The organism is Methylibium sp. (assembly GCF_013817345.1).
GTDB lineage: Bacteria > Pseudomonadota > Gammaproteobacteria > Burkholderiales > Burkholderiaceae_C > Methylibium.
On the sequence record NZ_JACDCW010000066.1, the window covers coordinates 1 to 24672 of the forward strand.

Annotated in this window: 22 protein-coding genes; 5 read left to right on the plus strand and 17 right to left on the minus strand. The window is 68.0% G+C overall.

Going from position 1 to position 24672, the window contains the following annotated elements:
- Positions 1–296: 296 nt before the first annotated feature.
- The 4 genes from H0W40_RS12940 to H0W40_RS12955 all read right to left on the minus strand — a co-directional run bounded on the left by H0W40_RS12940 (position 297) and on the right by H0W40_RS12955 (position 3883).
- Positions 297–734, minus strand: coding sequence for a cytochrome c (locus H0W40_RS12940; RefSeq protein ID WP_292446764.1), 438 nt, complete (start codon positions 732–734; stop codon positions 297–299).
- A 127-nt stretch (positions 735–861) separates the two neighbouring features.
- Positions 862–1725: a sulfurtransferase gene (locus H0W40_RS12945; protein WP_292446808.1), complete on the minus strand. Its 864-nt coding sequence runs from the start codon at positions 1723–1725 to the stop codon at positions 862–864.
- Between the two features lie 2 nt (positions 1726–1727).
- Positions 1728–2633 (minus strand): DMT family transporter, encoded by a 906-nt coding sequence (locus H0W40_RS12950; protein ID WP_292446766.1) that lies wholly within the window; start codon positions 2631–2633, stop codon positions 1728–1730.
- A gap of 68 nt (positions 2634–2701) precedes the next feature.
- Positions 2702–3883: an aromatic ring-hydroxylating dioxygenase subunit alpha gene (locus H0W40_RS12955; protein WP_292446768.1), complete on the minus strand. Its 1182-nt coding sequence runs from the start codon at positions 3881–3883 to the stop codon at positions 2702–2704.
- A gap of 300 nt (positions 3884–4183) precedes the next feature.
- On the opposite strand from H0W40_RS12955, the gene xseB reads away from it, so the two are divergent.
- From xseB to H0W40_RS12980, 5 genes are all read left to right on the plus strand, one after another.
- Entirely contained in the window at positions 4184–4411 is a 228-nt protein-coding gene (xseB, locus tag H0W40_RS12960) for an exodeoxyribonuclease VII small subunit (protein WP_292446769.1), read from the plus strand.
- Entirely contained in the window at positions 4408–5307 is a 900-nt protein-coding gene (locus H0W40_RS12965; protein WP_292446772.1) for a polyprenyl synthetase family protein, read from the plus strand. The genes xseB and H0W40_RS12965 overlap by 4 nt, the downstream gene beginning before the upstream one ends.
- A 7-nt stretch (positions 5308–5314) precedes the next feature.
- Positions 5315–7225 (plus strand): 1-deoxy-D-xylulose-5-phosphate synthase, encoded by a 1911-nt coding sequence (dxs, locus tag H0W40_RS12970; RefSeq protein ID WP_292446774.1) that lies wholly within the window; start codon positions 5315–5317, stop codon positions 7223–7225.
- Between the two features lie 172 nt (positions 7226–7397).
- Complete coding sequence (locus tag H0W40_RS12975) at positions 7398–8297, plus strand: phytanoyl-CoA dioxygenase family protein (protein ID WP_292446775.1); 900 nt, start codon at positions 7398–7400, stop codon at positions 8295–8297.
- 31 nt (positions 8298–8328) lie between these two features.
- Positions 8329–8895 (plus strand): DNA-3-methyladenine glycosylase, encoded by a 567-nt coding sequence (locus H0W40_RS12980; protein WP_292446778.1) that lies wholly within the window; start codon positions 8329–8331, stop codon positions 8893–8895.
- Here H0W40_RS12980 and H0W40_RS12985 read toward each other — a convergent pair.
- The 13 genes from H0W40_RS12985 to fhcD all read right to left on the minus strand — a co-directional run bounded on the left by H0W40_RS12985 (position 8876) and on the right by fhcD (position 24265).
- Positions 8876–9547 (minus strand): HAD family phosphatase, encoded by a 672-nt coding sequence (locus H0W40_RS12985; protein ID WP_292446779.1) that lies wholly within the window; start codon positions 9545–9547, stop codon positions 8876–8878. The two genes, H0W40_RS12980 and H0W40_RS12985, sit on opposite strands and share 20 nt — an antisense overlap.
- 75 nt (positions 9548–9622) lie before the next feature.
- On the minus strand, positions 9623–10057 hold the full coding sequence (gene mrtJ / locus H0W40_RS12990; RefSeq protein ID WP_292446780.1) for a JDVT-CTERM system glutamic-type intramembrane protease: 435 nt from the start codon (positions 10055–10057) through the stop codon (positions 9623–9625).
- Positions 10023–12389: a S8 family serine peptidase gene (locus H0W40_RS12995; RefSeq protein ID WP_292446782.1), complete on the minus strand. Its 2367-nt coding sequence runs from the start codon at positions 12387–12389 to the stop codon at positions 10023–10025. The genes mrtJ and H0W40_RS12995 overlap by 35 nt, the downstream gene beginning before the upstream one ends.
- Before the next feature lie 130 nt (positions 12390–12519).
- Positions 12520–16023: a PilC/PilY family type IV pilus protein gene (locus H0W40_RS13000; RefSeq protein WP_292446785.1), complete on the minus strand. Its 3504-nt coding sequence runs from the start codon at positions 16021–16023 to the stop codon at positions 12520–12522.
- Positions 16024–16054: 31 nt separating this feature from the next.
- Positions 16055–16735: a pilus assembly protein PilX gene (locus H0W40_RS13005; RefSeq protein ID WP_292446787.1), complete on the minus strand. Its 681-nt coding sequence runs from the start codon at positions 16733–16735 to the stop codon at positions 16055–16057.
- Positions 16732–17904 (minus strand): PilW family protein, encoded by a 1173-nt coding sequence (locus tag H0W40_RS13010; RefSeq protein ID WP_292446788.1) that lies wholly within the window; start codon positions 17902–17904, stop codon positions 16732–16734. The genes H0W40_RS13005 and H0W40_RS13010 overlap by 4 nt, the downstream gene beginning before the upstream one ends.
- An 8-nt stretch (positions 17905–17912) precedes the next feature.
- On the minus strand, positions 17913–18329 hold the full coding sequence (locus H0W40_RS13015; RefSeq protein ID WP_292446791.1) for a pilus assembly protein PilV: 417 nt from the start codon (positions 18327–18329) through the stop codon (positions 17913–17915).
- 9 nt (positions 18330–18338) lie between these two features.
- Positions 18339–18938 (minus strand): GspH/FimT family pseudopilin, encoded by a 600-nt coding sequence (locus tag H0W40_RS13020; RefSeq protein ID WP_292446793.1) that lies wholly within the window; start codon positions 18936–18938, stop codon positions 18339–18341.
- A 7-nt stretch (positions 18939–18945) separates the two neighbouring features.
- Positions 18946–19422 (minus strand): type IV pilin protein, encoded by a 477-nt coding sequence (locus H0W40_RS13025; RefSeq protein ID WP_292446795.1) that lies wholly within the window; start codon positions 19420–19422, stop codon positions 18946–18948.
- Between the two features lie 235 nt (positions 19423–19657).
- Positions 19658–21505: a bifunctional anthranilate synthase component I family protein/class IV aminotransferase gene (locus tag H0W40_RS13030; protein ID WP_292446799.1), complete on the minus strand. Its 1848-nt coding sequence runs from the start codon at positions 21503–21505 to the stop codon at positions 19658–19660.
- A gap of 239 nt (positions 21506–21744) precedes the next feature.
- The gene (gene fae, locus H0W40_RS13035) at positions 21745–22278 is read right to left on the minus strand and encodes a formaldehyde-activating enzyme (RefSeq protein ID WP_292446801.1); all 534 of its coding nucleotides are present in this window, start codon (positions 22276–22278) and stop codon (positions 21745–21747) included.
- A gap of 114 nt (positions 22279–22392) precedes the next feature.
- Positions 22393–23202, minus strand: coding sequence for a formylmethanofuran dehydrogenase subunit C (locus H0W40_RS13040; RefSeq protein ID WP_292446803.1), 810 nt, complete (start codon positions 23200–23202; stop codon positions 22393–22395).
- A 97-nt stretch (positions 23203–23299) separates the two neighbouring features.
- Complete coding sequence (gene fhcD / locus H0W40_RS13045; RefSeq protein ID WP_292446805.1) at positions 23300–24265, minus strand: formylmethanofuran--tetrahydromethanopterin N-formyltransferase; 966 nt, start codon at positions 24263–24265, stop codon at positions 23300–23302.
- Positions 24266–24672: the final 407 nt, after the last annotated feature.

Sequence of the window (24672 nt, forward strand, 5' to 3'; positions counted from 1 at the left end):
GCCAGCGTGATGGCGGTTGTGACCGCCTTGCCGGTCACGTCGCTGCCGTCGGTCGGCACGAGGATGCATTTGTACATGGCGTCCCTCCGGATCGAATGCGGCGGGGCGGCACGCCCTCGCCGGTCTGCTGACCCTCGCAGCGTGCGGCAGGGCGGCATGCAGGTCAAGCACCGGTACTCGCTGCAGCCTCGCTCGAGGGTAAGCCCGGCCCTCGTCGTGTGGCGAGTGCTTGTGGATCGAGCGCGTCGAGCAAGGCGGCCTGCCGCTTCCAGGACAAGCGGACGCGGATCGAGCGGCTACTTGTCCATCGCCTCGACCTTGGCGCGCGTGATGGCGCCGTCCGAGCGGCCCTTCAGGTAGGCGTAGAGCTCGTCCATGTGCGCCATCACGTCCTTGTTGGTCTTGTAGGCCGGCATGACGCCGCGCACGAAGCGCCCGTTGGCGACGATGTCGACGAAATCTTTCTTGCTCAGCCGCTGCATCCCCGCAATGAGCGAAGGACCGACCAAGCCTTCCTGCTCGGCACCATGACAGCGGTCGCAGGTGGCCGCGCGCCAGGTGCGAAAGCCTTGCAGGGTGGCCGGGTCGACCTTGTAGCCGTCGACCACCTTGTAGGGGGCATCGCCCTGGGCGGCTTCAGGAGCGGATGCGGTGTCGGCCGCAGGGGCGGAGGTCTGGGCGAAAGCGCCGGCGGTCAGAGCGGCGAAGAGAGCAGGGATGCAACTTGTTTTCATGCGGGCGTCCTCATGGAAAGACCGGTGGCGGCCTGCCCAGGGCCGGCAAAACCCATGCCTGTCGCAGGAACTACCAGTTGTGTCGCGGCTTGCCGCCGCGGTCACTCGACCGCACGGCCGGAAATCGTCAACCGCGTGCCACCGGCCGCGACGGATCGGCGCACCACTCGCTCCACGAACCCGGATAGAGCACCGAGCCGGTCAGGCCGGCGGCCTCCATGGCCAGCAGGTTGTGGCAGGCGGTGACGCCGGAGCCGCACTGGTGCACGACTTCGCTGCCGGATCGACCGCCCAGCAGCGGCTCGAACGCGGCGCGCAGCGCTCCAGGGCCGAGGAAACGGCCGTGCTCGTCGAGGTTGTGCTTGAAAGGCCGGTTGAGCGCGCCGGGAATGTGGCCGGCCACCGGGTCGAGCGGCTCCGCGTCGCCGCGGAAGCGCTCCGCTGCGCGCGCGTCGATGAGCCGCACCCGGCCCAGTGCGGCCTGCAGCGCGCCGGCATCCACCGCGGGCACCAGCGAAGCGGCAACGGGATAGGGCCCAGCCGCTTGCGGCCGGGGCATGTGTTGGCTGAGTGCGCCGCCGAGTGCGACCCAGGCAGGCAGGCCCCCGTCGAGCACCGCCACGTCGCGGTGGCCGAGCCAGTGCAGCATCCACCAGGCGCGCGCCGCGAATATCGCGTCTTGCCGGTCGTACGCCACCACAGCCGTGGCGGGCGTCACCCCCAGGCGGCCCAGGGTCGCGGCGAAGGCCTCGCGCGTGGGCAGCGGATGCCGGCCGCGCAAGCGCCCGTCCGCCGGCGGAGTGTGGTCCGCCAGATCGTGATCGAGGTGCAGGTAGTGCGCGCCCGGCAGATGCCCTTGCTGATAGCTGCGCTCGCCGGCGCCGGGATCGGCGAGATCGAAGGAACAGTCGAGCAGCAGTGGCCGGCGCTCGGCGTCATCGCCCGACAGGGCTGCGGCCAGCGCGGCCGTGTCGATCAGGGGGTGAGGCAGCTTCATTGGCGTCGGGAGTCGGCAGAGGTTCGGGCGGTTTCTTGGGAAGCGACCGCGACGCGCAGCCGCGTGGCGGTGAGCCCGGCGGCGATCACCATCGCGATGCCCGCCAGCGCGATCGGCGTGACCGGGTCGTCGAACAGCAGCACGCCGAACAGGAAAGAGTAGGCGATGCCCAGATACTGCAAGCTCGCGTTGACGAGTGCCCGCCCGCGCGTATAGGCCTGCGTCATGAGCAGCTGCGCGGCGGTCGCGAATACTCCGACGGCAAGCAACAGCGCGCCTCCGCCGAGGCTGTGGTCGGTGCTCAAGCCGGTGAAGGGCAGGGTGATGGCCAGGCCTGCCGCCATGCTGCCGATGGAGAAGTAGAAGACCACCCGGGTTTCTGGCTCGCCGATGCGCCCGAGCGCCGACACCTGCAGGTAGGCCATCGCCGCCAGCATGCCCGACACCAGCCCGACCAGACCATGGACGAGCTGATCGCGCTCGATGGTCGGCCGCAGGATCAGCGCGACGCCGACGAAGCCGATCACCACCGTTGCGATCAGGCGCCGATCGACGCGCTCCGCGCCCATGCGCAGCGCCGCACCGATGAGGAACAGCGCCATCCACACCGAGGACATGTAATTGAGCGTCATCGCCGTAGCCAGCGGCAGGCCGCCGATCGCGTAGAACCACAGGCTCAGCGAGGTGACGCCGCAGGCACTGCGCCACAGGTGCATGCCGGGCACCGGCGTGCGAAGGGAGGTGCCTGCATGGCACATGAGCACCGCCATCGTGAGTGCGCCGACCACGCCGCGGTAGAACACGATCTCGCCGGTGGGGTAGTGCGCCGAAGCGAACTTGACGCACACGCCCATCAGCGCGAACAGCAGCGTGGCCAGCGCCATCATGAGCGGCGCGGGCATCGGCTTTCGCACGCGCCCGCTTGCCGATGGCGCGCTCGCCTTGTCGCCCGGGGGCGGACCTTCGGCGCTCAGGGGTGGGCGGCCTGCATGCGGCGCCGGTACCACTCGTGGAAGTGCTGCATGCCGTCTTCCATCGGGCTCTGGTAGGGGCCGACCTCGTCGTCGCCGCGACGCCACAGGGCTTCGCGGCCGGCGTCCATGCGCAGCGCGATCTCGTCGTCTTCGATGCAGGTTTCCATGTAGGCGGCCTGCTGAGCTTCGACGAACTCGCGCTCGAAGGCCGCGATCTCCTCGGGGTAGAAGAACTCCACCTGATTGAGCGTCTTGCGCGGCCCACGCGGGTAGAGCGTGGAAACCACGAGCACATGCGGGTACCACTCGAGCATCACGGTCGGGTGGTACGTCAGCCAGATCGCGCCGTGCCGCGGCGGCACCCCCTCGTGGGCGTCGCGGCGGTGGTTGAGCAGCACTTCGTGCCACTGCTTGTAGACGTCCGAGCCCGGCTTGCCGAGCGCTTCGCCGGCGTGGTGGGCGATGCCCACGGTCTGCAACGAGAACTCGGGCCCCATCTGCCAGCGCAGGTCGTCGGTGGCGACGAAATTGCCCAGGCCCGGGTGGAAAGGCCCGACGTGGTAATCCTCGAGGTAGACCTCGATGAAGCTCTTCCAGTTGTAGTTGCACTCGTGCAAGTGCACGCGGTCGAGCACGTAGCCGGAGAAATCGAGTTCGGCGGGCAGATGCAGGCGGGCCAGGTCGGCCGCCACGTCGCGACCGTGCGGCCTGGCCTCGGCCTGCGCGCTACCCTGCGCCGCGGAGGGCGCTTCGAACAGCAGGCCGTTCCACTGCTGCACCGGGTAATTGCGCAGGTGCAGGCAGGGATCGTCGGGGAAATGCGGCGCGCCGACCAGCCGGCCTGACAGATCGTAGGTCCAGCGGTGCAGCGGGCACACGATGTTGCTGCGGGTGTTGCCGCGCCCGCGCAGCATCACTGCCTGCCGATGCCGGCAGACGTTGGAGATCAGCTCGATGCCGTCCGACGTGCGCACCAGCGCGCGGCCTTCGCCTTCCTGCAGCAATGCATGGTGGTCACCCACCTCCGGCACCGACAGGGCATGCCCCAAGTAGCGCGGGCCGGGCCTGATGATGAGCTCCTGCTCGCGCTGATACGCAGCCTCGTCGAAATAGGCCGCCACGGTGGGCTGCGCGCGGCTGCGCTCCAGGGCTTCGCGGGTAATGCTCAGGTCGGACATGATCCGCAGGATCTCCTTCAAGGGACCGAGGGACGTCTGCAGGCGGCTTGGCGCCGTCCTGCACCGAAAGCCGGCTTGGAGAGCGCGAGGCCGGACCGTACAGCGGCAGGGGCGTGAATTCTAAAGGCGCCTGTTTTTCGCAGGGGCAGGCAGGGTCGGCTTGCGCGCTCGCTCGCCTTGACTCACTGGCCGGCTGCACGAGGAAAAAGCCGCTTGTCATAAACGGCTCCCCCAAGCCGGTGGCCCGGGCGAGCCGCTGACTACAATCTTCGATCCGCTCCATTCAACTGGGTCCAGCCCTTGCCCGAGACCGTACCTACAGAGCCCGAGAGCTACGAGAGCGCTCTGTCCGAACTCGAACGCCTCGTCGTCGCCATGGAAGCCGGCCAGCTCCCGCTCGACCAACTGCTCGAAAGCTACAAGCGCGGTGCTGTCCTGCTTGCCTTTTGCCGCGGCCGGCTCGAGGCGGTCGAGCACCAGGTGCAGTTGCTGGAAAACGGGCAGCTGCAGCCGTGGAATGCGACATGAAACGCGACGAATTCGAAGGTTGGTCGCGCCAGCACCTGGCCGGCGTGGAGCGCTCACTCGAGCGCTGGGTGCCGGAGCATGCCCCTGCCGGCCTCGGCGTGGCCATGCGCTATGGCGTGCTCGACGGCGGCAAGCGCCTGCGTCCGTTGCTCGTGCTGGCGGCCGCCGAGGCGGTGAACGGCAGCGCGGAAGCGGCCATGCGCGCAGCCTGCGCCGTCGAGCTGATTCATGCCTATTCGCTCATTCACGACGACATGCCCTGCATGGACGACGACGTGCTGCGCCGCGGCAAGCCCACCGTGCACGTGAAGTTCGGCCAGGCCCAGGCCATGCTCGCCGGCGACGCGATGCAGGCGCTGGCCTTCGAGGTGCTCACGCCTGCCGGCCTCGACGGCGCGGCCGTGCCGCCCGCCCTGCAGGCCCGCCTGTGCGGCCTGCTGGCGCGCGCGGCTGGTCAGGACGGCATGGCCGGCGGCCAAGCCATCGACCTGGCCAGCGTCGGCCGCTCCCTCGACGAGCAGGCGCTCGGCGACATGCACCGCCGCAAGACCGGTGCATTGCTGCAGACCAGCGTGCTGATGGGCGCGGCCTGCGGCGAGGTGCCGGCGCATGCCTGGGATGCCTTGTCCGACTACGGCTCGGCAATCGGCCTGGCCTTCCAGGTGGTCGACGATATTCTCGACGTGACCCAGGCATCGCACCTGCTGGGCAAGACCGCGGGCAAGGATGCCGCCAACAACAAACCCACGTACGTCACGGTGCTCGGCCTCGACGCGGCACAGCGCCGCGCCGAAGATCTATGCGGGCAGGCGCAAGCCGCGCTGGCCCGCAGCGGTCTGCCCGGCGCCATGTGGCTGAGCGTGCTGGCCGACAAGGTGGTCGAGCGTGAATGCTGATGTTTCCATGAAGTCCTACCCGCTGCTGTCCACCATCGAAACGCCGGCCGATCTGCGCGGCCTCTCGCGCACCGAACTCAAGCAACTGGCCGGCGAATTGCGCGCGCACGTGCTGGCCAGCGTGTCGGCAACGGGCGGGCATTTGTCGAGCAACCTCGGCACGGTGGAGCTGACCATCGCGCTGCACCACGTGTTCGAGACGCCGCGCGACCGGCTGGTGTGGGACGTGGGCCACCAGACTTACCCGCACAAGATCCTCACCGGGCGGCGCGACCGCATGCCCAGCCTGCGGCAGCTCGGCGGCATCAGCGGTTTTCCGCGCCGTGCCGAGAGCGAGTACGACACCTTCGGCACGGCGCATTCGTCCACCTCGATCTCCGCTGTGCTGGGCATGGCGCTGGCGGCGCAGATCAAGGGCGAATCGCGCCGCGCGGTGGCGATCATCGGCGACGGCGCCATGACGGCGGGCATGGCCTTCGAGGCGCTTAACAACGCCGGCATGCCGCACGCCGGCAAGGTGCCCGACCTGCTGGTGGTGCTCAACGACAACGACATGTCGATCAGCCCGCCGGTCGGCGCGCTGAACAAGTACCTGGCGCGCTTGATGAGCGGGCGTTTCTACGGCGCCGCGCGCGAAGGTGCAAAGACGGTGCTAAAGAACGCGCCGCCGCTGTTCGAGCTGGCGCGCCGCTTTGAGGAGCACGCCAAGGGCATGGTCGTGCCGGGCACCATCTTCGAAGAGTTCGGCTTCAACTACGTCGGCCCGATCGACGGCCACGATCTCGATGCGCTCATTCCCACACTGGAGAACCTGCGCGACAAACCCGGGGCGCAGTTCCTGCACGTCGTCACCAAGAAGGGCTACGGCTACAAGCTCGCCGAGGCCGACCCGGTCAAGTACCACGGCCCCACGCCCTTCAATCCGGCCGAGGGCATCAAGAAGCCGGCCACGCCAAGCAAGACTACCTTCACCCAGGTGTTCGGCCAGTGGCTGTGCGACATGGCTGCGAAAGACCCGCGGTTGGTCGGCATCACGCCGGCCATGCGCGAGGGTTCGGGCATGGTCGAGTTCGAGAAGCGTTTCCCGGGCCGCTACTTCGACGTGGGCATCGCCGAGCAGCACGCCGTGACCTTCGCCGCCGGCCTGGCGTGCGAAGGCTTGAAGCCGGTGGTCGCCATCTACTCGACATTCCTGCAGCGCGGCTACGACCAGCTCATCCACGACGTGGCGATCCAGAACCTGCCGGTGGTGTTCGCGCTCGACCGCGCGGGCATCGTCGGTGCCGACGGCGCCACGCACGCGGGCGCCTACGACATCGCCTACCTGCGCTGCATCCCCGGTTGCAGCCTGATAGCACCGGCCGACGAGAACGAATGCCGACAGGCGCTCAGCGCCGCGTTCGAGCAGAACCATCCGGTGGCGGTGCGCTATCCGCGCGGCGCGGGTGCCGGCGCGGCTGCGCAAAACGATCTCACCGCCTTGCCCTGGGGCAAGGGCGAGGTGCGACGCGAGGCTGGCCGTGGCGGGCGGCGCATCGCCATCCTCGCCTTCGGCACCTTGCTGTACCCGGCGCTGGCCGCGGCGGAGAAGCTCGACGCCACGGTCGCCAACATGCGCTTCGTCAAGCCGCTCGATACCGAACTGCTGTTGAAGCTGGCCGGCAGCCACGATGCACTGGTCACCGTGGAAGAAGGCTGCGTGCAGGGCGGTGCGGGCAGCGCGGTGCTCGAGGCGCTGCAGGCGGCCGGCGTGATGCTGCCTGTGCTTACGCTCGGACTGCCCGACGAGTTCATCGAACACGGCGACCCGGCCAAGCTGCTGGCGATGCTGGGGCTCGACGCCGCGGGCATCGAGCAGAGCATCCTCAAGCGCTTCGGCGCCAAGCTCGAAGTGGTGCGACCGGCGATCAACGGCTGATGCCTGGCCCGCGAAGTCGGGCGCGGCAGCCGTTGCGAAGCAAGGCACCCGCGGGCCGGAACGTGGCCGTGGGAAATGAAAGATGCCTGGCCCGCGAAGCCGGGCGCGGCAGCCGGTGCGATAGCCAAAACACCCGCGAGCCGGAATTTGGCCGTGAAACTGCGGAGGCCGCATGCGCCAGCTCATCGACATCGTTTCCAACGAGAAGAGCTTCAAGCACCCGCTGATCGGCTCGCCGCGGCTCAATCGCCTGGGCCTGCACAGCGCCCGGGTGATTGGCGCAGATTTGTGCAGCCGCATGCGGCGCGTCGGCGCCGGGCCGGCTGCAGCCGACCTTCGTGCAAGGCTCTGGCGCGACGGCTTCCTGGTCATAGGCAATCTGCTCCCCGCCGAGCTGCTCGAGCCGGCGCGCCGCGAATTCGCTCAGCGGCTCGCCGCGCATGAAGTGGAGGTGCCGAGCCCGCGCGTCGTGAGCCGCGGCTTCGGCCGCCGCCTGCCCAACGACGGCGGGTTCGACCGTGCCGACGGGGGCAGCCTCAATCGCTTCGTCACGCTAGACAGGCGGTGCCCACTGCTGCTGGGCGCCTTTGCGGAGAACCTCGCCTTGCGCGGCCTGCTGCGCGCCCTGACCGGCGTGGCGGTGAAACCCGACGCCTTTTCGCTCTACCAGTTGGTGCATGGCGACGAAGCGCTCAATCCCGACCCGCAGCGGCAATGGCACTGCGATACCTTCCACGACACCTTCAAGCTCTGGTACTTTTTCGAGCCCGTCACCGTGCACGACGGCCCGTTGCTCTTCGCATCCGGCACACATCGCAGCGGCGGTGGGCGCCGGCGCTGGGAGCGGCACCAGGTCCTCTCGAACGGCGCGCGTTCCTCGGCTTTCCGTGTAGGGGCGGATGATCTGGCCCGCCTGAGCGCCGAGCCGCCGCAGGCCGTACTCACGCCGGCGAACAGCCTCGTGCTGGCCAACACACGCGGCTTCCACTGCCGCGGACTCGCACCGGCGGGCACGGTGCGCCAGGGCCTCTACGCGAATTTGCGACCGCACGCGTTTGGGCTTCGGCCGTAGTCGCCCTTGGCTTCCGTCTGACGGCCGCGTCGTGGCCGCCGCATCGCCTTCGATCGATTTCTCCGCTTCCTCGGTCGAGGTGGCGCGGCAGCTCATCGGCGCCTGCGTGCTGATCAACGGCGTGGGTGGCCGGATCGTCGAGACGGAGGCGTATGACCGCGAAGACCCCGCTTCGCACACCTTCTCCGGCCGCACGCCGCGCAACGCCGCGATGTTCGGCCCGCCGGGGCATGCGTACGTGTACCGCTCCTATGGCATCCACTGGTGCCTGAACTTCGTGTGCCGGGAGGCGGGACACGGTGCGGGCGTGCTGATCCGCGCGCTGGAGCCGATCGCCGGTCTGCACGTGATGCGCCAGCGCCGGGGGCTGACCGATGAGCGGCTGCTGTGTGCCGGACCGGGGCGGCTGTGCCAAGCGCTGGCCGTCACGCGCGAGCACGACGGCCTGCCGCTCGATGCACCGCCTTTCGAGTTGCAGCCGGCGACCGGGCCGGTCGCGGTGGTCGTCGGGCCGCGCATCGGCATCTCCAAGGCGATGAAGATTCCCTGGCGCTTCGGCCTCGCCGGCTCGCGCTTCGTCAGCCGGCCGTTTCGCTGAGCATTTCGATCGGCCAGCCTTCGGTCTCGGCCAGCGCACGCAGTCGGGCATCGGGACGCACAGCGACGGGGTCGCTCACCGCGCGCAGCAGACGCAGGTCGTTGAAGGAGTCGCTGTAGAACCAGCAGCGGTCGAAATCGCCGAAGCCTTGGTCGCGTGACCGCAACCATTCGTGCAGCTTGGCGAGCTTGTGCTCGCGGTAGCAGGGCAGGCCGTCGATCTCGCCGGTCAGCGCGCCGCCGGTATCGACCGCTGCTTCGGTCGCGAGCAGGTGTTCGATGCCGAAGCCGCATGCATAGCGTTCGGCGATGAAGCGCGTGGTCGCGGTGACGACGCAGCATAGGTTGCCGGCTGCGCGGTGGCGCTCAACCAAGGCTTGCGCCCCGGCGGGCAGCGTTGGCCGAAGGGCCGTTCCGAAATCCTTCAGCAAGCTCCGAAGCTCTTCGCGTGGCAGGCGCCCGAGCGGCGCGACCATCGTGCGATGCAGCGCGTGGATGTCGAGTGCGCCGGTCACGTAGAGCTTGCACTCCTCGAGGTAGATCGATTCGAACTCGGCGCCGAGCACGCCGCGCGTGATCAGGAAGCGGGTCCAGGCCATGCCGCTGTCGAAGGGAATGAGCGTGTGGTCGAGGTCGAAGAGTGCAAGTTGCATCATGCGGTCCGCTGGTTGTGCTGCCGGTGCGAAAGTGCCCGGTTGCAGTGCCCTGGCCGCGCGATCAGGCGGCGTTCAGGACCACCGCTCGAACAGTGGCTGCAGCACGCTCCACCACGCAAGGTTGAATCCTGCATGAGCGAGGATCGGCCAAGCCAGTCCGTTCTTGCGCTCGCGCAGGGCGCCGAGGGCGAGCGAGGCGACGAAGTAAGCGGGCAGGAAATTGGCGGCATGCAGGTACAGGTGCGCAAGACAGAACAATGCGCTGGTCAGGAGATTGGCGCCGCTGAGGCCGAGCCGCCTCGTTGCCAGCGAAGCTTTGCGGAGCAGCGCGCCCTGAAGCATGCCGCGAAAGAGCGCTTCTTCCCAAACGGCAGCGGCTAAAAGCGCCCCGAGAGCCGCCCACTCCTGCCTGAGCACCCAGACGGCCAGGCCGGCACAGGCGACCGTGCCGGCGGCCGCCAGCGTCGCCGTCTCAGCGCTGCTGTGCGAGAAACTTCGATCCGGCATGGCCTGGCTTGCGTTTGCGATATGCACTGACCGTGAGCGCAAGAAGCGCAAGAAGCGCCAGCAGGGCCAGCGTTGCGTCGGGCAGGCCCCCGGAGCGCAGGACGCTGCAGCCGCCACCGCCCGAGCCGCTGCTGCCGGGCGTCTCGGTGCTTGCATCGCCGCCGCCTTCTCCTCCGCCTTCGCCTTCGCTGCTGCGGGCCGAGCTCGGCTCGGCCACCCGTGCCGCGATCGAGACGACGAACGGGAGATCGCCGACGCCGGCCGTATTCGCGCTGAGCGACAGGCTCAGCTCGCCGGAACTTTGCGGTGTGATCGTGAGCGTTACATCGCAGCTCGCACCCGGAGCCAACTCGACGTTGCTGCAGCCGTCGTCGGCGACGGCTGCGTTGTCGCCGGTGAGAGTCACCAGCGCGACGCGCTCGGTTTGCGTGTACCTGTTTTCGAACGACACCGCCACGCTGGTGTTCTGCCCGACGACGAGGTCCTGAAGCGTCAGGCTGGTCGAAGCAGAGGTCAACTTCGAGCCGACTGCACCGCTGAGTGCGACCGTGGTCAGGGCCGCTTGCGCACCGCCGCTCGTCGGAATGCCGAGCGTGCCCGACGCCATGCCCTCTACCGATGCAGAGAACGACACCTGAACCACACAGCTTTGCGATGGCGACAGTGTTTGACCCGAACAGGCGTCCGAGGCCAGGGTGAAGCTGGTGTCGCCGCCGAGCCCGATCGTACCGACGCTGGTGGTTCCCGTTGCCGTGTTGCTGACGGTCAGATCGCGGGTGCTGACGAAATCCAAGCTCACCGCGCCGTAGTCCAGCAATGCCGTGGAGGGGGTCAGGGGCGACACAGCGTTGGCCGCGATCCGGTGGGCGTTGAGGATGCCCGCGCCGCAATCGCCTTGGGTCTTGCAACGGCTACCGTCGGGAAAGGCGGTCACCGAGGAGCCGTGAACCAACAGCGCTCTCAGTTGCAAGGCGGTCAACGCTTCGTTGCGGCTCAGTGCGAGCGCTGCCGCGGCCGAGACGTGCGGCGCCGCCGAACTGGTGCCTTGGGCCCATTGGTAAGTCCAGCCGCTGCTGTCGTGAGTGGTGGTGCCTGTGTTCGACAAGGAGAGGATGCCATCCGCGGTGCTGTACCGCGTGTCACCCCCCGGTGCGGCCAGCGCAATGTGGCCGGTGCTGAAGTTGCTGTAATACGCCAGATCGCCGGCGGTGTTCGTTGCGGCGACCGCGATCACGTTCGAGCAGTTGGGCAACAGCGATGTGGAGGCCTCGTCCGCCTCGTTGCCGGCCGAGACGACCACGGCTGCACCCGCCGCCACGGCCGCGTCGATCGCACTTTGCATCGTGGGACCGCAGCTTCCCGTGGCGCCGAGGCTCAGGTTCACCACCCTCGCGGGCGTCGGGTTCGCGATGGTCGGATGAACGCCGGCGGCCCAACGCAGCGCTTCGGCGACGTCGGCCATGTAGCCCCCGCACTTGCCCAGCACACGCACCGGCAACAGCCGGGCTTCGTAGGCCCCGCCGACGATGCCTTCCCCGTTGTTCGCCAGCGCCACGGCGGTGCCGGCCACGTGGCTGCCATGCCAGGTGCTGTCTGTGCGGGCGCAGTCGGAGAAGAACGATGTGCTGCGGTCAGCGGCAGAGATCCAGTCGCCCCGGTCGAGGGCACCGGGGGCCGGCTCGACCGCCGCGCTCGAACTCGGCGTCGCGGCCGCGCAGGTGGCGCGAATCCGGCAATCGCTGATGAAGTCGTAGCCCTCGGACGCCAGGGCACCGCCGGGCGGGCTCACCGCACCACCGGGGCCGACCAGATCCGGATGGGGCAGCACGCCGGTGTCGATCACTGCCACGCGCACGTTGGCCGAGCCGCTCGTGAAATCCCAGGCGCCGTGGAAATCGGCGCCATACGAATTCGGCACGGGGGGCGCGAGGTGCCACATCTGGCCTAACAGGGGATCCGAAGGGACGGCGCTGGCACTCACCGGCACGTCGTTCTCCGCGCGTTCGACGCCGGGCGTCTGGCGAAGCCGCTGGACGATCTGCGCCGCAGTCGCGATGCCGGTGTTTGCAGGCACAAGGACGTGCGACCCGTCGGCCAGCGCCTTCATCCAGCTCAGCTCGACCCCCGCGCGCTGACTCAAGCGGGACAAGCTCTCGGCGCTCAGCGGCTCGCGCGACCTTCTGAGGATTTCCTGCGCACTCGTGCCAAGCGGGTGATCCTGCAAGAGCCGCACGATGGTGCGTGCCGGCAGCCCTTGCGAGGTTTGCGCGTGGACTTCGCCGACCACGGTGGTAGCCAGGACGCTGGCGGTCAGAACTGCAACTCGATTCAATCGATACCTCGTCTACGGGAATGCCAGGCAGATCCGGGTGAAGACCCGTCTTCCACACTATCGGCACCCGCGCCGCGAACTCGAGGCCTGCCTCGGCGGGCAGGCATCGATCGATCGATTCAAGACCGCATTAGTTGATCAGTTCGCGCCAGGAAGTGCGGCGCAGACCAACCGCCGACGTCGGCGCGGGCGGGTCGTCCAGCGTCATGCATTCGCCGTCGCGCGAACAGACGATGGTCTTGAGCGAACCGTCGGCGAGTTGAATTACTTCCTGTCCAGCGGTGGTCGTGTCGTCCACCTTGCTGGCAAGCAGAAGGCCGTCCTGCGAGGTCGTCACGTAGGAGCCGGTGACGATGTCGAAGTAGTACAGCCACGACGTGCCGCCCGCGCCGCCCGAGGAGCAGGCGTTCGGGTCGGGGGCGTTGGTCGCGACGTTCAGGCGGGTGAGTTGCTGGCGCATCTCGATGTCCACGCGCTCGCCGCTGGTCAGGGAGAAGTCGACGAACCAGCCGGCGTCGGTGCTCCAGTCCACCGCCTGCGGATCGGCCAACGTGCGGGCCACCACGCCCGTCGAAGTGGTGAAGTTGCTCAGCGTCTGCCTGACCATGTTCGGCACGCTGCGCAACACGCCCAGGCCGGTCGCGGCCAGCGAATCCTTGAAGACGTAGACCGACTGCACGACCGTGGAGCCGACGTCGCTCGAGCCCAGGTAGCGGCCGGTGCCTACAGACACGAGCCGGTACTTCACGCCGCCCGCCTTGATCTCGGTCAGCTCCGGCTTGACCGTGATCGACTGCACCGCACCGCTGGCGCTTTCGGTCTTGCCGAGCAGGACGGCGCGCCAGTTCGAAGTAGTCGCATCGCCGATGTCGAAGCGCCAGACGTTGCCGAGGAGATCGCCGCCATAAACGGTCTCGGTCAGGTTGTCGGTCTCGTCGTCGACCCAGTTGTTGATGCGCCCGAGGTTGCTCGGCGTCGTGGTGCCGCCGACGCCCGTGGGGAGCTTGCGGATCAGCGCGCCGGTGACGGCATCGAGCACGTACAGGTAGCTCTGGCCGTTACCGCCGGAGACGTTGTTGTAGCCCGACGAGAAGATCACCGCCCAGCGGCCGTCGCCGCCGTTGTTGATCTTCGTGATGACCGGATTGCCGAAGGTCGCACCCAGGTCGGCTTCCGTGTATTCCCACAGCGCCTTGGGGCTGTCGGGGTTGGTGACGTCGAGCGCGTAATAGCCGCGCCCGCCGTTGCCGAGCCCGCCGACCAGGATGGTGCGCCAAATGCCGCTCGCGTTCTTCACGTCGCCTGCCGTCGGCGCGGCATCGACGAAGTAGTCGTGCTGGGTCGCGTAGTTGAGGTCGGCGAGCTTGTGCAGCTTGGGCAGCACCGCGCTCGGCAGGTAGCCCCACAGCTCCGCACCGGTGGTGGCGTCGAAGGCGTGCAGCATGCCGTCGTTGGCGCCGGCATAGACGACGCCCTTGCGATTGACGCTGGTCTCGGCGTTGACGAATTCGGCATAGCCGCTGTCGAGGTAGCGGAACTTCGGCTTCTTCACGTACACCGGCGCCGCGTTGACGATGTCGCCCAGCACGTTGCGATAGCCCTCCTTCTCGTTGTAACGGTAGCGAAACAGCGGCGAAGCCGCGCTCGGCGAGGCCTCATGGCTGCCGTCGCCGCGCAGGAAGTTCACCAGCCGCTCACCAGTGATCAGCACTTTGTCTTCGGTGGACAGCGTCAGGCATTGACTCAGCTTGCCCGCGCCGGTGACCGGGCACATGCCGTCGAAGCTGCCGTTCTTGCCGGCCGTCGTCAGGTTGAGATAGTTGAAGGCCGACAGCTTGCCGGGGCTGGCGGCATCGAAGAAGTAAAGGCTGCGCGCGCTCGGGCTTTGCCCCGTGACCTGGACGCGTGCGTTCCAAAGAACGGTCGAATCGATGATGCCGGTGGTCGGATCGACGGTCTGCGCCTTGATGTCGCCGTCCCACGAGCCGCTGTAGTAACTGGCGATGAAAATGGCGTTGTCGCCGGCCACCGGGCGCAGGTTGCTCGCCGAGGCGGAGGTGCCGGACCCCTTGCTGGATTCGATGCTGTTGAGCGCGCCGGTCAGGCTCGTCGCGAGGCTGCCCGGGTTGTCTGCGCTGTAGTAGCGCCCGCGGCCGTTGACCGCGGCATGCCACAAGTCGTCGATGCGCTCGCCGCCGGTCGCGCTGGCGTAGGGATTGGGCCAGGCCTTGGTGCCGTTCTTGATCTCGAAGAAGTCCCCTGAGGTCTGGAACTCGTAGTTCGGGTCGTAGGCCAGCGTGCCCGGCACGCCGAGGCCGAGCGTGATGGTGTTCATGTGCTGCCAGTCGGCCGGATCGTTGGCGGTGCGGCCCACGTTGTTGGTGCACACGTTCACGTCCACACCGTCTCGTCCGACGCTGCAATTGCCGAGCGCGCCGGTGCGCAGGTCGGTCTTGTAGTAATACATCGCCACGTCGGACAGCGTGTCTTCCTTACCGGCACCGCCGGGGCGGCCGTTGTCGGCGATGTCGTCGAGCTGCGGCCGTGGCGTGGAGCCGCCGTCCTGGTTGCCGACCGGCGTCGAGCCGTCGATCTTGACGGCCGCGCGGTTGCTGTCGTTCCAGTAGCCGTCGGACGACAGGATGGTGTAGTTGCGCTGGCAGGAGTACTGGACCGGATCCTCCTGCCCCGAAAGCTTGGCGGCGTAGTAGCGACCCGCCTTGGACAGCGCCGCGCGCAGCGGCGTGCCGCCGTTGGGCGCGGTGCCGTACAGGTTGGAGAAGAAGGTGTCGCGCTGATCGGCGGCGTCGAAGTTGCGAATGTTCAGGAACGAGCTGCTGTCCGTGGCACGCGTGTCGTTGATGGTCGAAAAGCCCACCCGAAAGCGCGACGGATTGATGTTGGCGAAGACCCGCCCGGAAGCGCTGCGCATTGCCAGCATGCGGGTCCGGTAGTACGAGTACCAGTTGGCGTAGTTCGTCTTCTGCGCCGCCGACAAGCCGCTCGCGTCGGTCACGATGTCGAAGTTGCGGTAGTCGTAGGTGCCAGGAAACGAGGGCGGCGAAGCGCTCTGCGAATCTCCGCACTTCGGCTTGCCGGTCTTGTTCCACGCGGCGTAATAGAAGCGCGAATAGACGGCGCTGCCGCCGCTGACGCCGATCTGCGTTCTGGGCGAGGACAGGTTGCCCAGGCTGCGCAGGTCACGGGTGCCTGCATCGGTGTCGAAGCCGTCGCGCCAGGCCGCGCCGAAAGCCGCATTGGGATAGGGCGTGCCATTGGGCTGCACGGGCGGCTGGTAGGTCAGCGCCGGGTCGTAGAAGGTCGGGTTGACGGCTGCCACGCCGAAGCAGACCTTGGTGTCCGCATCGGCTTTTTCACTCGCGTTGGGAATCAACACGCTCGTGTACTTGTACAGACCGATCCGGTCGGGCGCGAAGTCGAAACCCATGCTGCCCGAGTCGTCGAGCACGAACATCACGTTGGGCCGGATCGAGGCGCTGCTCGAGTTCGTCAGCGGCTCCTTCGACAGGTCGGCCGGCGCAGCGGCGGCGGTTTGCGCTGCCATCGCCCCGAAAACCAGCACCGTGCAGCGCAGCGCCTTCAGCGATCGCTCGGCAGTCGTTGTGTTGTTCATGTTCTGGCTCTCAGGGACGATCGGATCGGGCTCAGAAATGCAGCACGGTTTCGGTGTAGCTGACGGTGCCGCGCCCACCGACCGTGCGCACGAGAACCCGGTAGTAGGGCCCGCCCGCTGCGCCGGCCAGACGCTCGGTGACGTAGCTGATGGAGCCGCGATTGGGCCCTTGCTCGGCCACACCCGCAGGCGGCGTTGCGCAACTGTTGCCCGTCGCGTTGTGCGGGCCGACCGTGACGCAAAGGCGCGTGATGACATAGCTGCCGGCGTTGGCGTTGTAGCCGACGCTCGGGCTCGGCGCGATGCACGCGCCCGTGAAGCTGCCGCCATACGCGCAGCCGTCGCCGTTCCAGTCGACCAGGGAACGCCCCGGGTCGGTGCCGTTGCCCGCGGCATCCAGCGTGTCCAGGCTCGAGGCGTAGTAGCCCGCGGCACTGTCGTTGTCCTGAAGCGTGTTGCCTGCCGCGTTGGCGCTCAGCCAGGCGATGGCCGCTTCGGCGACCTGGTCGCTGGCGATCGTCGTGTCTTGCTTGAAGCCCATGTTGCCGACGACCAGCGCACCGGTATCTACCGAGCGCACGAGTGCCACGGCCGCCAGCGCCATGGACACCAGGGCGATGAGTGCGAAGAACAGTGAAGCGCCGCGCTGGCGGGCGGCCATGGCGCCGGCCGTGGCGCGATGTTTCGGTACGGGCAGCTTGCGAGAACTCATGATTGCCAGAGGACGTTGCGCAGGGGAATGACGGTGTCGAACAACTTGTAGCGGTAGTGCTTCCATTCCTCGTCCGCGGCTTCGCCGACCTTGACGCTCACGCAGGACGCGGCCGCAGAAGCAGCGCAGGCCGCAGCGCCGCTCACCCCGGCTGCGGTGCCGACGTTCCAGGACGGGTCGACCGTCGTGACGATCTCCCTTTCGCGCTGGGCGCTGCGCGCCACCACCGCGACCCGCACGGTCAGCACCTGCGCCCAGCCGGCCTGCGTCGTCGGGGTGACGTCGTCGTACACGTCGACCACGCCGTCCGCAGGGGCCGACGTGTCCTTGCCGTAGTACGCCTGCAACTGAACGATGTGCGGGAACAGTTCCTCGACCAGCGGCGTCGCGGGGGCCGTGACGTTGAAGGTCGTCTGCTGAAGCGCATTGCCGGCCGTCACGGCGAAGCTGCGATCGATGATCTGGCCCAGGTTGATCAGGGTGCTGCCCTTGGGGTAGCCGTTGTCCGGGAAGATGGTCTGTCCGCCCGGCTGGTTCCACGGACCGTCGGTGCCGCTGTTGTGGATCACCTGGTTCTGGCCCTGGCCGCCGCCGTTGCTGCTGCCGCCGCCGCCGCCGCCGCCCGCGGCGTCGTTGGTGACCTGCACCACGCTGCACCAGTTGTCCGCGTCCCATTGCTCGGGCACCACGACCATGAGGTCGCCTTCGTTGATGCCCAGCGTGGTGTTGACGAAAAAGTTCGCCGCGGTTTTCGGATGATCCACGACGACCTGGGTGGGCACCGAGAAGTTGATCTTGGAGCTCGATAGCAGCCGGACCGTGTCGGCGGCGCCGTCGGCACCGTTGGTGATGGTCACCGGCACCAGCGTATCGAGATCGACCGCCGTCGCGCCGAACTGGGCCCGGATCGGGCAGCCCAGGGAGGTGGGTGCGGCGCCCAGGCCGTAACCGCTCATCTGCACCTCGCGTTGCACGGTGTAGAGGGCCAACGCGCCGTTGACCTGCGCGTCGCTGCCGTTCGTCGTGCTGCGTTTCTGACCTTCGGAAAGCACGAGCGTCTGGGCAATGACCAGGGTCGACAGCAGCGCGATGACCACGCCAACCATCAGCTCGATCAAGGTGAAGCCGTGCTGTTTGCGGCCGGCTCGGTGATGCAGGGGTCTGGACATGGGAGTCTTCAGGTGCGGATGGCGGTGGACGTGGCGTAGCTGTGTTGACCCTCGTTGGGCACCGTCCAGGTGATCGTGACCGTGACCAGGCCGGTGGCCACGACCACGTCGATGCTGCCGCCCGGCAGCACTTCGGCCACCTTGAGCTTCCAGTCGCTGCAGCGCGCGTAGGCATCGCACTGGCCGGTGCCGTAATTGCCGAGATTCGGGATATCGCCCCACATCGTTCCCACCAGTTGTGTTGCAAGGTAGGAAGCGTCGCCGCGGAACTTGGCGCTGGTCTGGGCATGGGTCATGGACGCCTGCAAGCCGACGATGCCGAGCACCCCGATCACGAAGATCAGCATGGCTACGAGCGCTTCTATCAGGACGACGCCGGCTTGGGCGTGGATCGGCCGCGGACGGCAGGTTTTTCTTGCTTGCATGTCTTGTCCTCAGCAGCTTCGGGGATCGTCGGCGCCAACCGCCGGGTCGCACAGGCGCACCGCGCCGGCCGCGCTGACCGCCACCCTCAGATTTCGGTAGTTGCCGCTGGCAACGCTCGAGATGCCGACGACGGAGATCGGATCGGCTCCCGTCAGGCGCCCGAAGCCATTGAAGGTGAGCGTGCTGGCGGCCGCACCGCTCGACGCGGTGGCTTCGATCAAGGCGCTGAGATGGCCGTCTCCGGCGGCATGCGTCTCGATGATGCGCGGCGCCGTCGCCCCGTCGGGTGCGGCGTCGCATTCGCCATCGGGCGCATCGAGGCTGATGACCCATGAACTGCCCGCCGCCGAAGCGGCGCAGCTGGAATCCATGTTGCGTGCGTCATCGAGCGCAACCAGCGTGAACCGGACGTTGCGGTTGCCGCGCACGGCCTCCATGCGCGCACGCTGGATGCCGTTTTGGATCGACTCCGCCGCATTGCGGATCTGCGTGTTCTGCAGCCAGGTCTGAAAGCTCGGCAAGCCGGCCATCATCAACAAGGCCGCGATCGTCAGGGTGATCGCAACTTCGATCAGGGAAAAACCACGTTGGCGACGCATGGTGCTCATCGGGTGCTCAGCACTCGCTGCCGCGTGCCAGCCAGCAGCCATCCTTGGCGACCGCCACCCCCTTGAAGCTGCTCGTGCCTTTGCGGTTGGCGCTGCTCAGGGTGTAAACGTTGCCGCTCGCGCCGTTGATGCCCGTGGCCGTGAGCGTGTAGGCCTGCGTCGATCCGTCTGCGAGAGAGCAGGAAAACGAGAAATATTCCACGTCGCCCGGCGCGAAGTCGTTCCAGGCGGGCGCGCCCGCGCCGTTGGCGCAGGCGCCGCCGGCCGCGGTGCCGTAGTTGCGGTAGTCCTGGTAATACTGCCCCAGCTTGACGCGGTAGTCGGCCAAGTGACCGAAGGCTTCCTGTACCCGTCCGCGCCGGACGTAGTCCGAATAGGAGGGAAAAGCGATGGTGGAGAGAATGGCAACGATCGCCACGACGATCATCACTTCGATCAAGGTGAAGCCTTGAAGCGAGCGTCGCGCGGGCTGGAAAGCGTTCATCGGATTCCGATCCTGAGGTTCACCCTCTATATCGGAGCCGAGTCGCTACGGCTTAAACCGTTCATCGCCTGTCTGCGACCGATCGTCGGAGGGCCGTCTGCGGAATGGCTAGCCCGAGTGAACTAGTTGGCAAAGTTCGCACGGCGCGGGGCTCCTTCGCCAGCCACGGCGGCCAGGACACTGCCGGCAAGAACCGGAACCCGACTCGATCGATGTTCCTATGGGGTCGCCTTGATCAGGCGATCACGGCTTCAAGCGCGCCGCGCAGCGCGTTGCACACCACGATCCGCTCGGCGCGCTGCATGTCGGCCAGGTCGACGCTGCGTTCGGCCGCGGCCCACGACGGGTCGTCGAGCACAACGGCACGCATCACGCCGGGCAGGGCGCCGTCGGCCAGCGGCGGGGTGAACCAGCGGCCGTCCAGGCGCACGAATACCGTGCTGCGGCCGCCTTCGACGAGGCGGCCGTCGGTGGTGAAGAAGAGCGTGTCGAACGCGCCTTCGGATTCGGCCGCCGCAACACCGGCGTCGTACTCCGCGCGCAGCGTGGTCTTGTGCCCGGCCAGAGGTCGGGCATCGGACAGCGGTTGGGTCCCGATGCGCACGCGCACCTCGCCTTGCGGCAGCGCGATCAGCGGCGCGTTGGTGAGGGCGACGCTGCCGCTCGCATCCAGCTCCAGGCGCAACCGCGCCGGGCCGCCGGGCGGCAAGGTGGGCAACTGCGCCTGGATGCGCGCCTTCACCAGTTCCAGATCGCAGGCGAAGCCCAGCGCCTGCGCGCTGGCTGCCAGGCGCGCGAGGTGGCGCTCGAGATGGCGCACGCCGTGCTCACGGCTGGCGTGCATGGTTTCGATGAGCGCGAAGCCGGGGTCCAGCGCGGTGAGAAAGCGGCCCTTGAGCCGGCATTCGGCGTACTCGTCTTCGGCCTCGCTGTCGAGCACGATGCCGGCACCGATGCCGAGCCGGCCGGGCCGAACGCCGTCGTTCTGCCCATCACCGAGAGTGAGCGTGCGAATCGCCACGGAGAGGCACGCATCGCCGCAGCGTGCACCGGTCACCGGCGCGTCGACCCAGCCGATCGCGCCGCAATAAAGCCCGCGCGGCGTCGTCTCCAGTTGCTCGATCAGCTCCATCGTGTGGTGCTTGGGCGCGCCGGTGATCGAGCCGCACGGAAAGCTGGCGCGCAGCAAATCGGGAAAGCCGGTGCCGGGGACGAGCTCGGCCTGGACCGTCGAAGTCATCTGGAACACCGTGGCGTGCGACTCGATTTCGAACAGCTCGGGCACCCTGACCGAGCCGACGCGCGCAATGCGGCCGAGGTCGTTGCGCAGCAGGTCCACGATCATCAGGTTTTCGGCGCGGTTCTTGGTGTCCAGGCTCAGGTGGCGCGCGGTTTCGCTGTCGCCCTCGAACACGTTGCGGCGCGGTGCCGTGCCCTTCATCGGCTTGGCGGTGAGGTGACCGGCAAGGTGGCGGATGAACAGTTCGGGCGAGCACGAGAGCACGTGCGTGGCCGCGCCCGGCGTGTCGCTCGAAGGCAGCGCGATGAAGGCGCCGAAGGGCACGGGCTGGCGGGCGCGCAACCGGCGGTATAGCGCGACCGGTGTGCCGTAGGCGGCGAAGTCGAGCCGGTAGGTGTAGTTGACCTGGTAGGTCTCGCCGGCGCGGATGGCTTCGTGGATGCGACCGATCGCTTCGTGAAAGGCGGTGCGGTCCACGCTCGCCTCCACGTCCAACGCGCCGGCCGGGCCGGGCTCGGTGCTGCCTTCCTGCTCGGCCAGCCAGAGCGCGACGGCGCTCGCCGACAGGTGTTGCAGTTCGTGGAACAGCAGGACACGCAGGGCGGCCGCGTCGCTGCCCTTGCGCACGCCGGCGCCGAGCAGCTTGTTGCCCCATTCGTAGTCGGCCAGCACCAGCGCGTGCAGGCCAGCGCGCTGGTCGGATTCGACCTCGGCCCACATCGCGTCGAGCGTGGCGGGGTCGGTGCAGCGGCGCTCGTGCGCATAGCCGGTGTAGAGCCGGCTGGTGGGGTGCTCGTCGGTCGCGTTGCGGTCGTCGAGGAGGGCGAAGGGGGTTGTTTGCATGAGGGTTCGGTGCTGCGCCGCGACCCCCTCACGCCGGCCCTCTCGCCCGTGGCCGGGGGCGAGGGAGCTGTTCCTTTTGGTTCATGCGCTCAGTGTGCGCGGTTCGAGGCTTTGCTCCCTCTCCCGCTCGCGGGAGAGGGCTGGGGGCGAGTCGGGGCTTTCGAGCCGCATGCGGCGAGCCCGCCGAGCGGCAGCGGCTTGCAAGCCGCTGCGCGCACCGCAGGTGAGGGTGAATCGATTCAGCTCCAGTCATCCATGTCGTGCCTGATCTTGTGCCGGTTGGCGATCAACTCCTCCACGCTCGGCTCGTTGCTCAGCGCACGCTTGATCGCCAGCATCGTCGCCTCGTGGTTCGTGCGGTACATGTCCTTCCTGTCCAGGTTCGGGTCCTTCGCGCAGCGCGGGTCGATCCACACCAGGCTGATGATGCACAGGTCGTTCGCCACTTCCTTCGGGATCGTGCCGTCGATCAGGCAATCGACCACCGCGTCGGCGGTCGCGGACTGCACCACGCCGCCGAACAAGTCGATGTTGGCGCTGTCCTTCAAGGTGACCTTGGGAACCATCATCGTTGCCGGGCGGACCAGCTGGTTGCAGGCGCGGATCGCGAACATCGCGGTGTGGCCCTTGCTCTGCGCCATCATGTTTGCAAAGGCTGCCCCCACCGGGCCATCGGTGCGGCCGATGAGGATTTCGGGCATGGCGTCGGTGAACTGGCCGTCGGCGGCGAGCACCGTGGCTTCACCGGCGTGGAAGGTGTAGGTCTTGCTCATGGTTCAGGGTGGTTTGATGGACTGGAATGCGAGAGGTGTGCACGAAGGACGCGAGGCTTGCTCGATGCTTGCAATGAATGAGGAAAGCCTGGTTCGGCGCCGCGGTTCAGAGGCTCAGCGGCACAGCAGCACTTCACCTTTGCCGCCCGCGCCGAGGTCGCCTACATGGCGCTCCGGCCGCCGCGCCGCGAGGCCGGCAAAGGCGCCGCCGTGCCGGGCCAGGCTGGTGGCCAGTAGATGCCAGAACACGGCGACCGAGGTGTCGTTGGGCACGAAGGTCGCAGGCAGCTTCGGCGCCGCGCCGGCGCAGATGACGGTGCCGCGCCGCATGCCGTAGCCGACGTGCGCGCCGAGGCGCCCGGCCACGGCGATGCTGCCTGCGACCATGCGCGAGGCGAGGAAGTCGCCCGCATCGCCGAACACCAGTGCATTGCCGCGCCGCATGCGGTCGCCGAAGCGAGCGCCGGCGTTGCCGCGCACGAGCAGGGTGCCGCCGCGCATGCCGTCCATGCTGCCGGGCAGGGCGCTGGCGGCAAAGTCGCCGGCGTCGCCGCCGATGTCGAGCAAGCCGCCCGACATCTCGCAGGCGGCAAGCAGGCCGGCGTTGCCGCTGCACACGATCTCGCCCGCGGTCATGGCCGCGCCCAGGTAGTCGCCGGCGTTGCCTTCGATGCGCAGACGGCCGCCGGCCATCTGCCAGCCGATGCGGTCGCACTTCGCCAGATCGCCTTCGAGCAGCAGTTCGCCGTCGGCGTGCGGCGCGACGCCGAACAGATCACCGAGCGCGAGCGTCTCGTTGCCGTGGTGCAGCGGCAGCTTTGCCACCGCGTCGGCGGAAAGATCGGCCAGGACCGAGGGCGCCAGCGAACGCAGATCGACGCGCAGGGCCGGTGATTGCCGCAGGGTGAGACGCCAGCCGCTCATCGCGAGCCCTCCGTCCATTGCATCGCGGTTGGCCGGGCCGCCGAGACATTGCAGTCGTCAGCGGTTGCGATGGCCATGGTGCTTCTGCGCACGACACTCATGCGACACCGCCTTGCGGCAACAGCTTGCGCAGATGAAAGTGGAACGGCCCGAGCTTGCCGCCGTAGTTGCCGGCCGCCACGCGCGTGACGCCGGCGCCGACGCCGCGCTCGATGATGGCGGCCAGGCCAGCGCGCATCGCATTGGCAACGTCGGCATCGGTCAGTCCGTCGATCACGATCTCCATCACGCTCCTTGTCTCGGCATCGAGTTCGCTGTGCGCCGCCAGGCCGCGCAGGCTGGGGCAGTAGGCGTCGTTGGTCGAGGCACCCAGGGCAGGGTACTTACTGCCGACCTTGGAGCCCGAGCGCACCACGCCGCCGGGGAAGGGCATGATGACGTTAGGCACTTTCTTCATCGCGGCCACCGCGGCTTCGGCCCCCGCGAGGGCCGCGTCGGTGTCCCTGGCGAGAAAGAGGAGGTTGCCGCCGCCGACGGCCTTGGTGGTGACCGGCGTGGTTTCCTGTGCGACGAACTCGCCGTCCATGACCGGCACGCGCCAGTAGCGCGTGGGCGTGCCGTTCACCTCGATCATCTTGCTGGTCTGCCAGCCGTCGCCGAAGAAGCGCAGGTTCTTGCCGAGCGGCACGGCGTCGCCGGCCTCGGGCGGCAGGCCGGCATAGACGGCGGTGGTCGGGCAGGTCAGCACGCACTGGCCGACTCTTCTCTCGATCTGCTTGGCTAGCTCCTTGCCGCTCATCGAGAAGATGAGGATCGCGTAGCCGGGTCGGCCGTCGGGCGTTTCACCCGGCTGCAGTTCGCGCTCGATCGCCGCTTCGCAACCGCAGGCGATGACCGAGGTTGCGAAGCCCGTGGTGGCCACGGCTGCATGCCGGGCCCACTCGAGCGTGTGCGCGGTGACGATCAGCCGCGTGCCTTTCATCGGAAAGGCCTCGGCGAACGTGTCGTCGATCTGGATGCCGCCGGTGGCGGCGCGGTCGTAGGGGGTGCCTTGCGATTCCATGTTCTTGTCAGTTGCTCCACCGCGCTTCGGCCGACCCGTGGCGCATGAAAGGCCGACAAGTGGTGAGAGGCTGGCTGTTTGTGCCGTTTGTGCCTTTTATGCCGGTTGGTCTGGCTTGCCGTGTGAAGGTTTGGCGGGGGCAAAGCCGTGGGCGGGTGCCCGGCAGCGCGCCGGTGCGGCGGTCGCCGCTGTGCGGCGACTGCGCTGTGCTGCTCGGGCTCGTGGCCGCGTCGCGGAACTCGCTACGCTCACTGCGTTCGCTGCACTCAGACAGCCGCGACGAGTCAGTTGACGAAGCGCGCTGGCGCGCGCCGGCCACGAGCCCTGCGCTGCTCGCCGCCGCACAGGCGCGCCGCCGCACACCCGCCCACGGCTTTGCAAGAGGCACCGTTTCTCTTTTCAGGAGG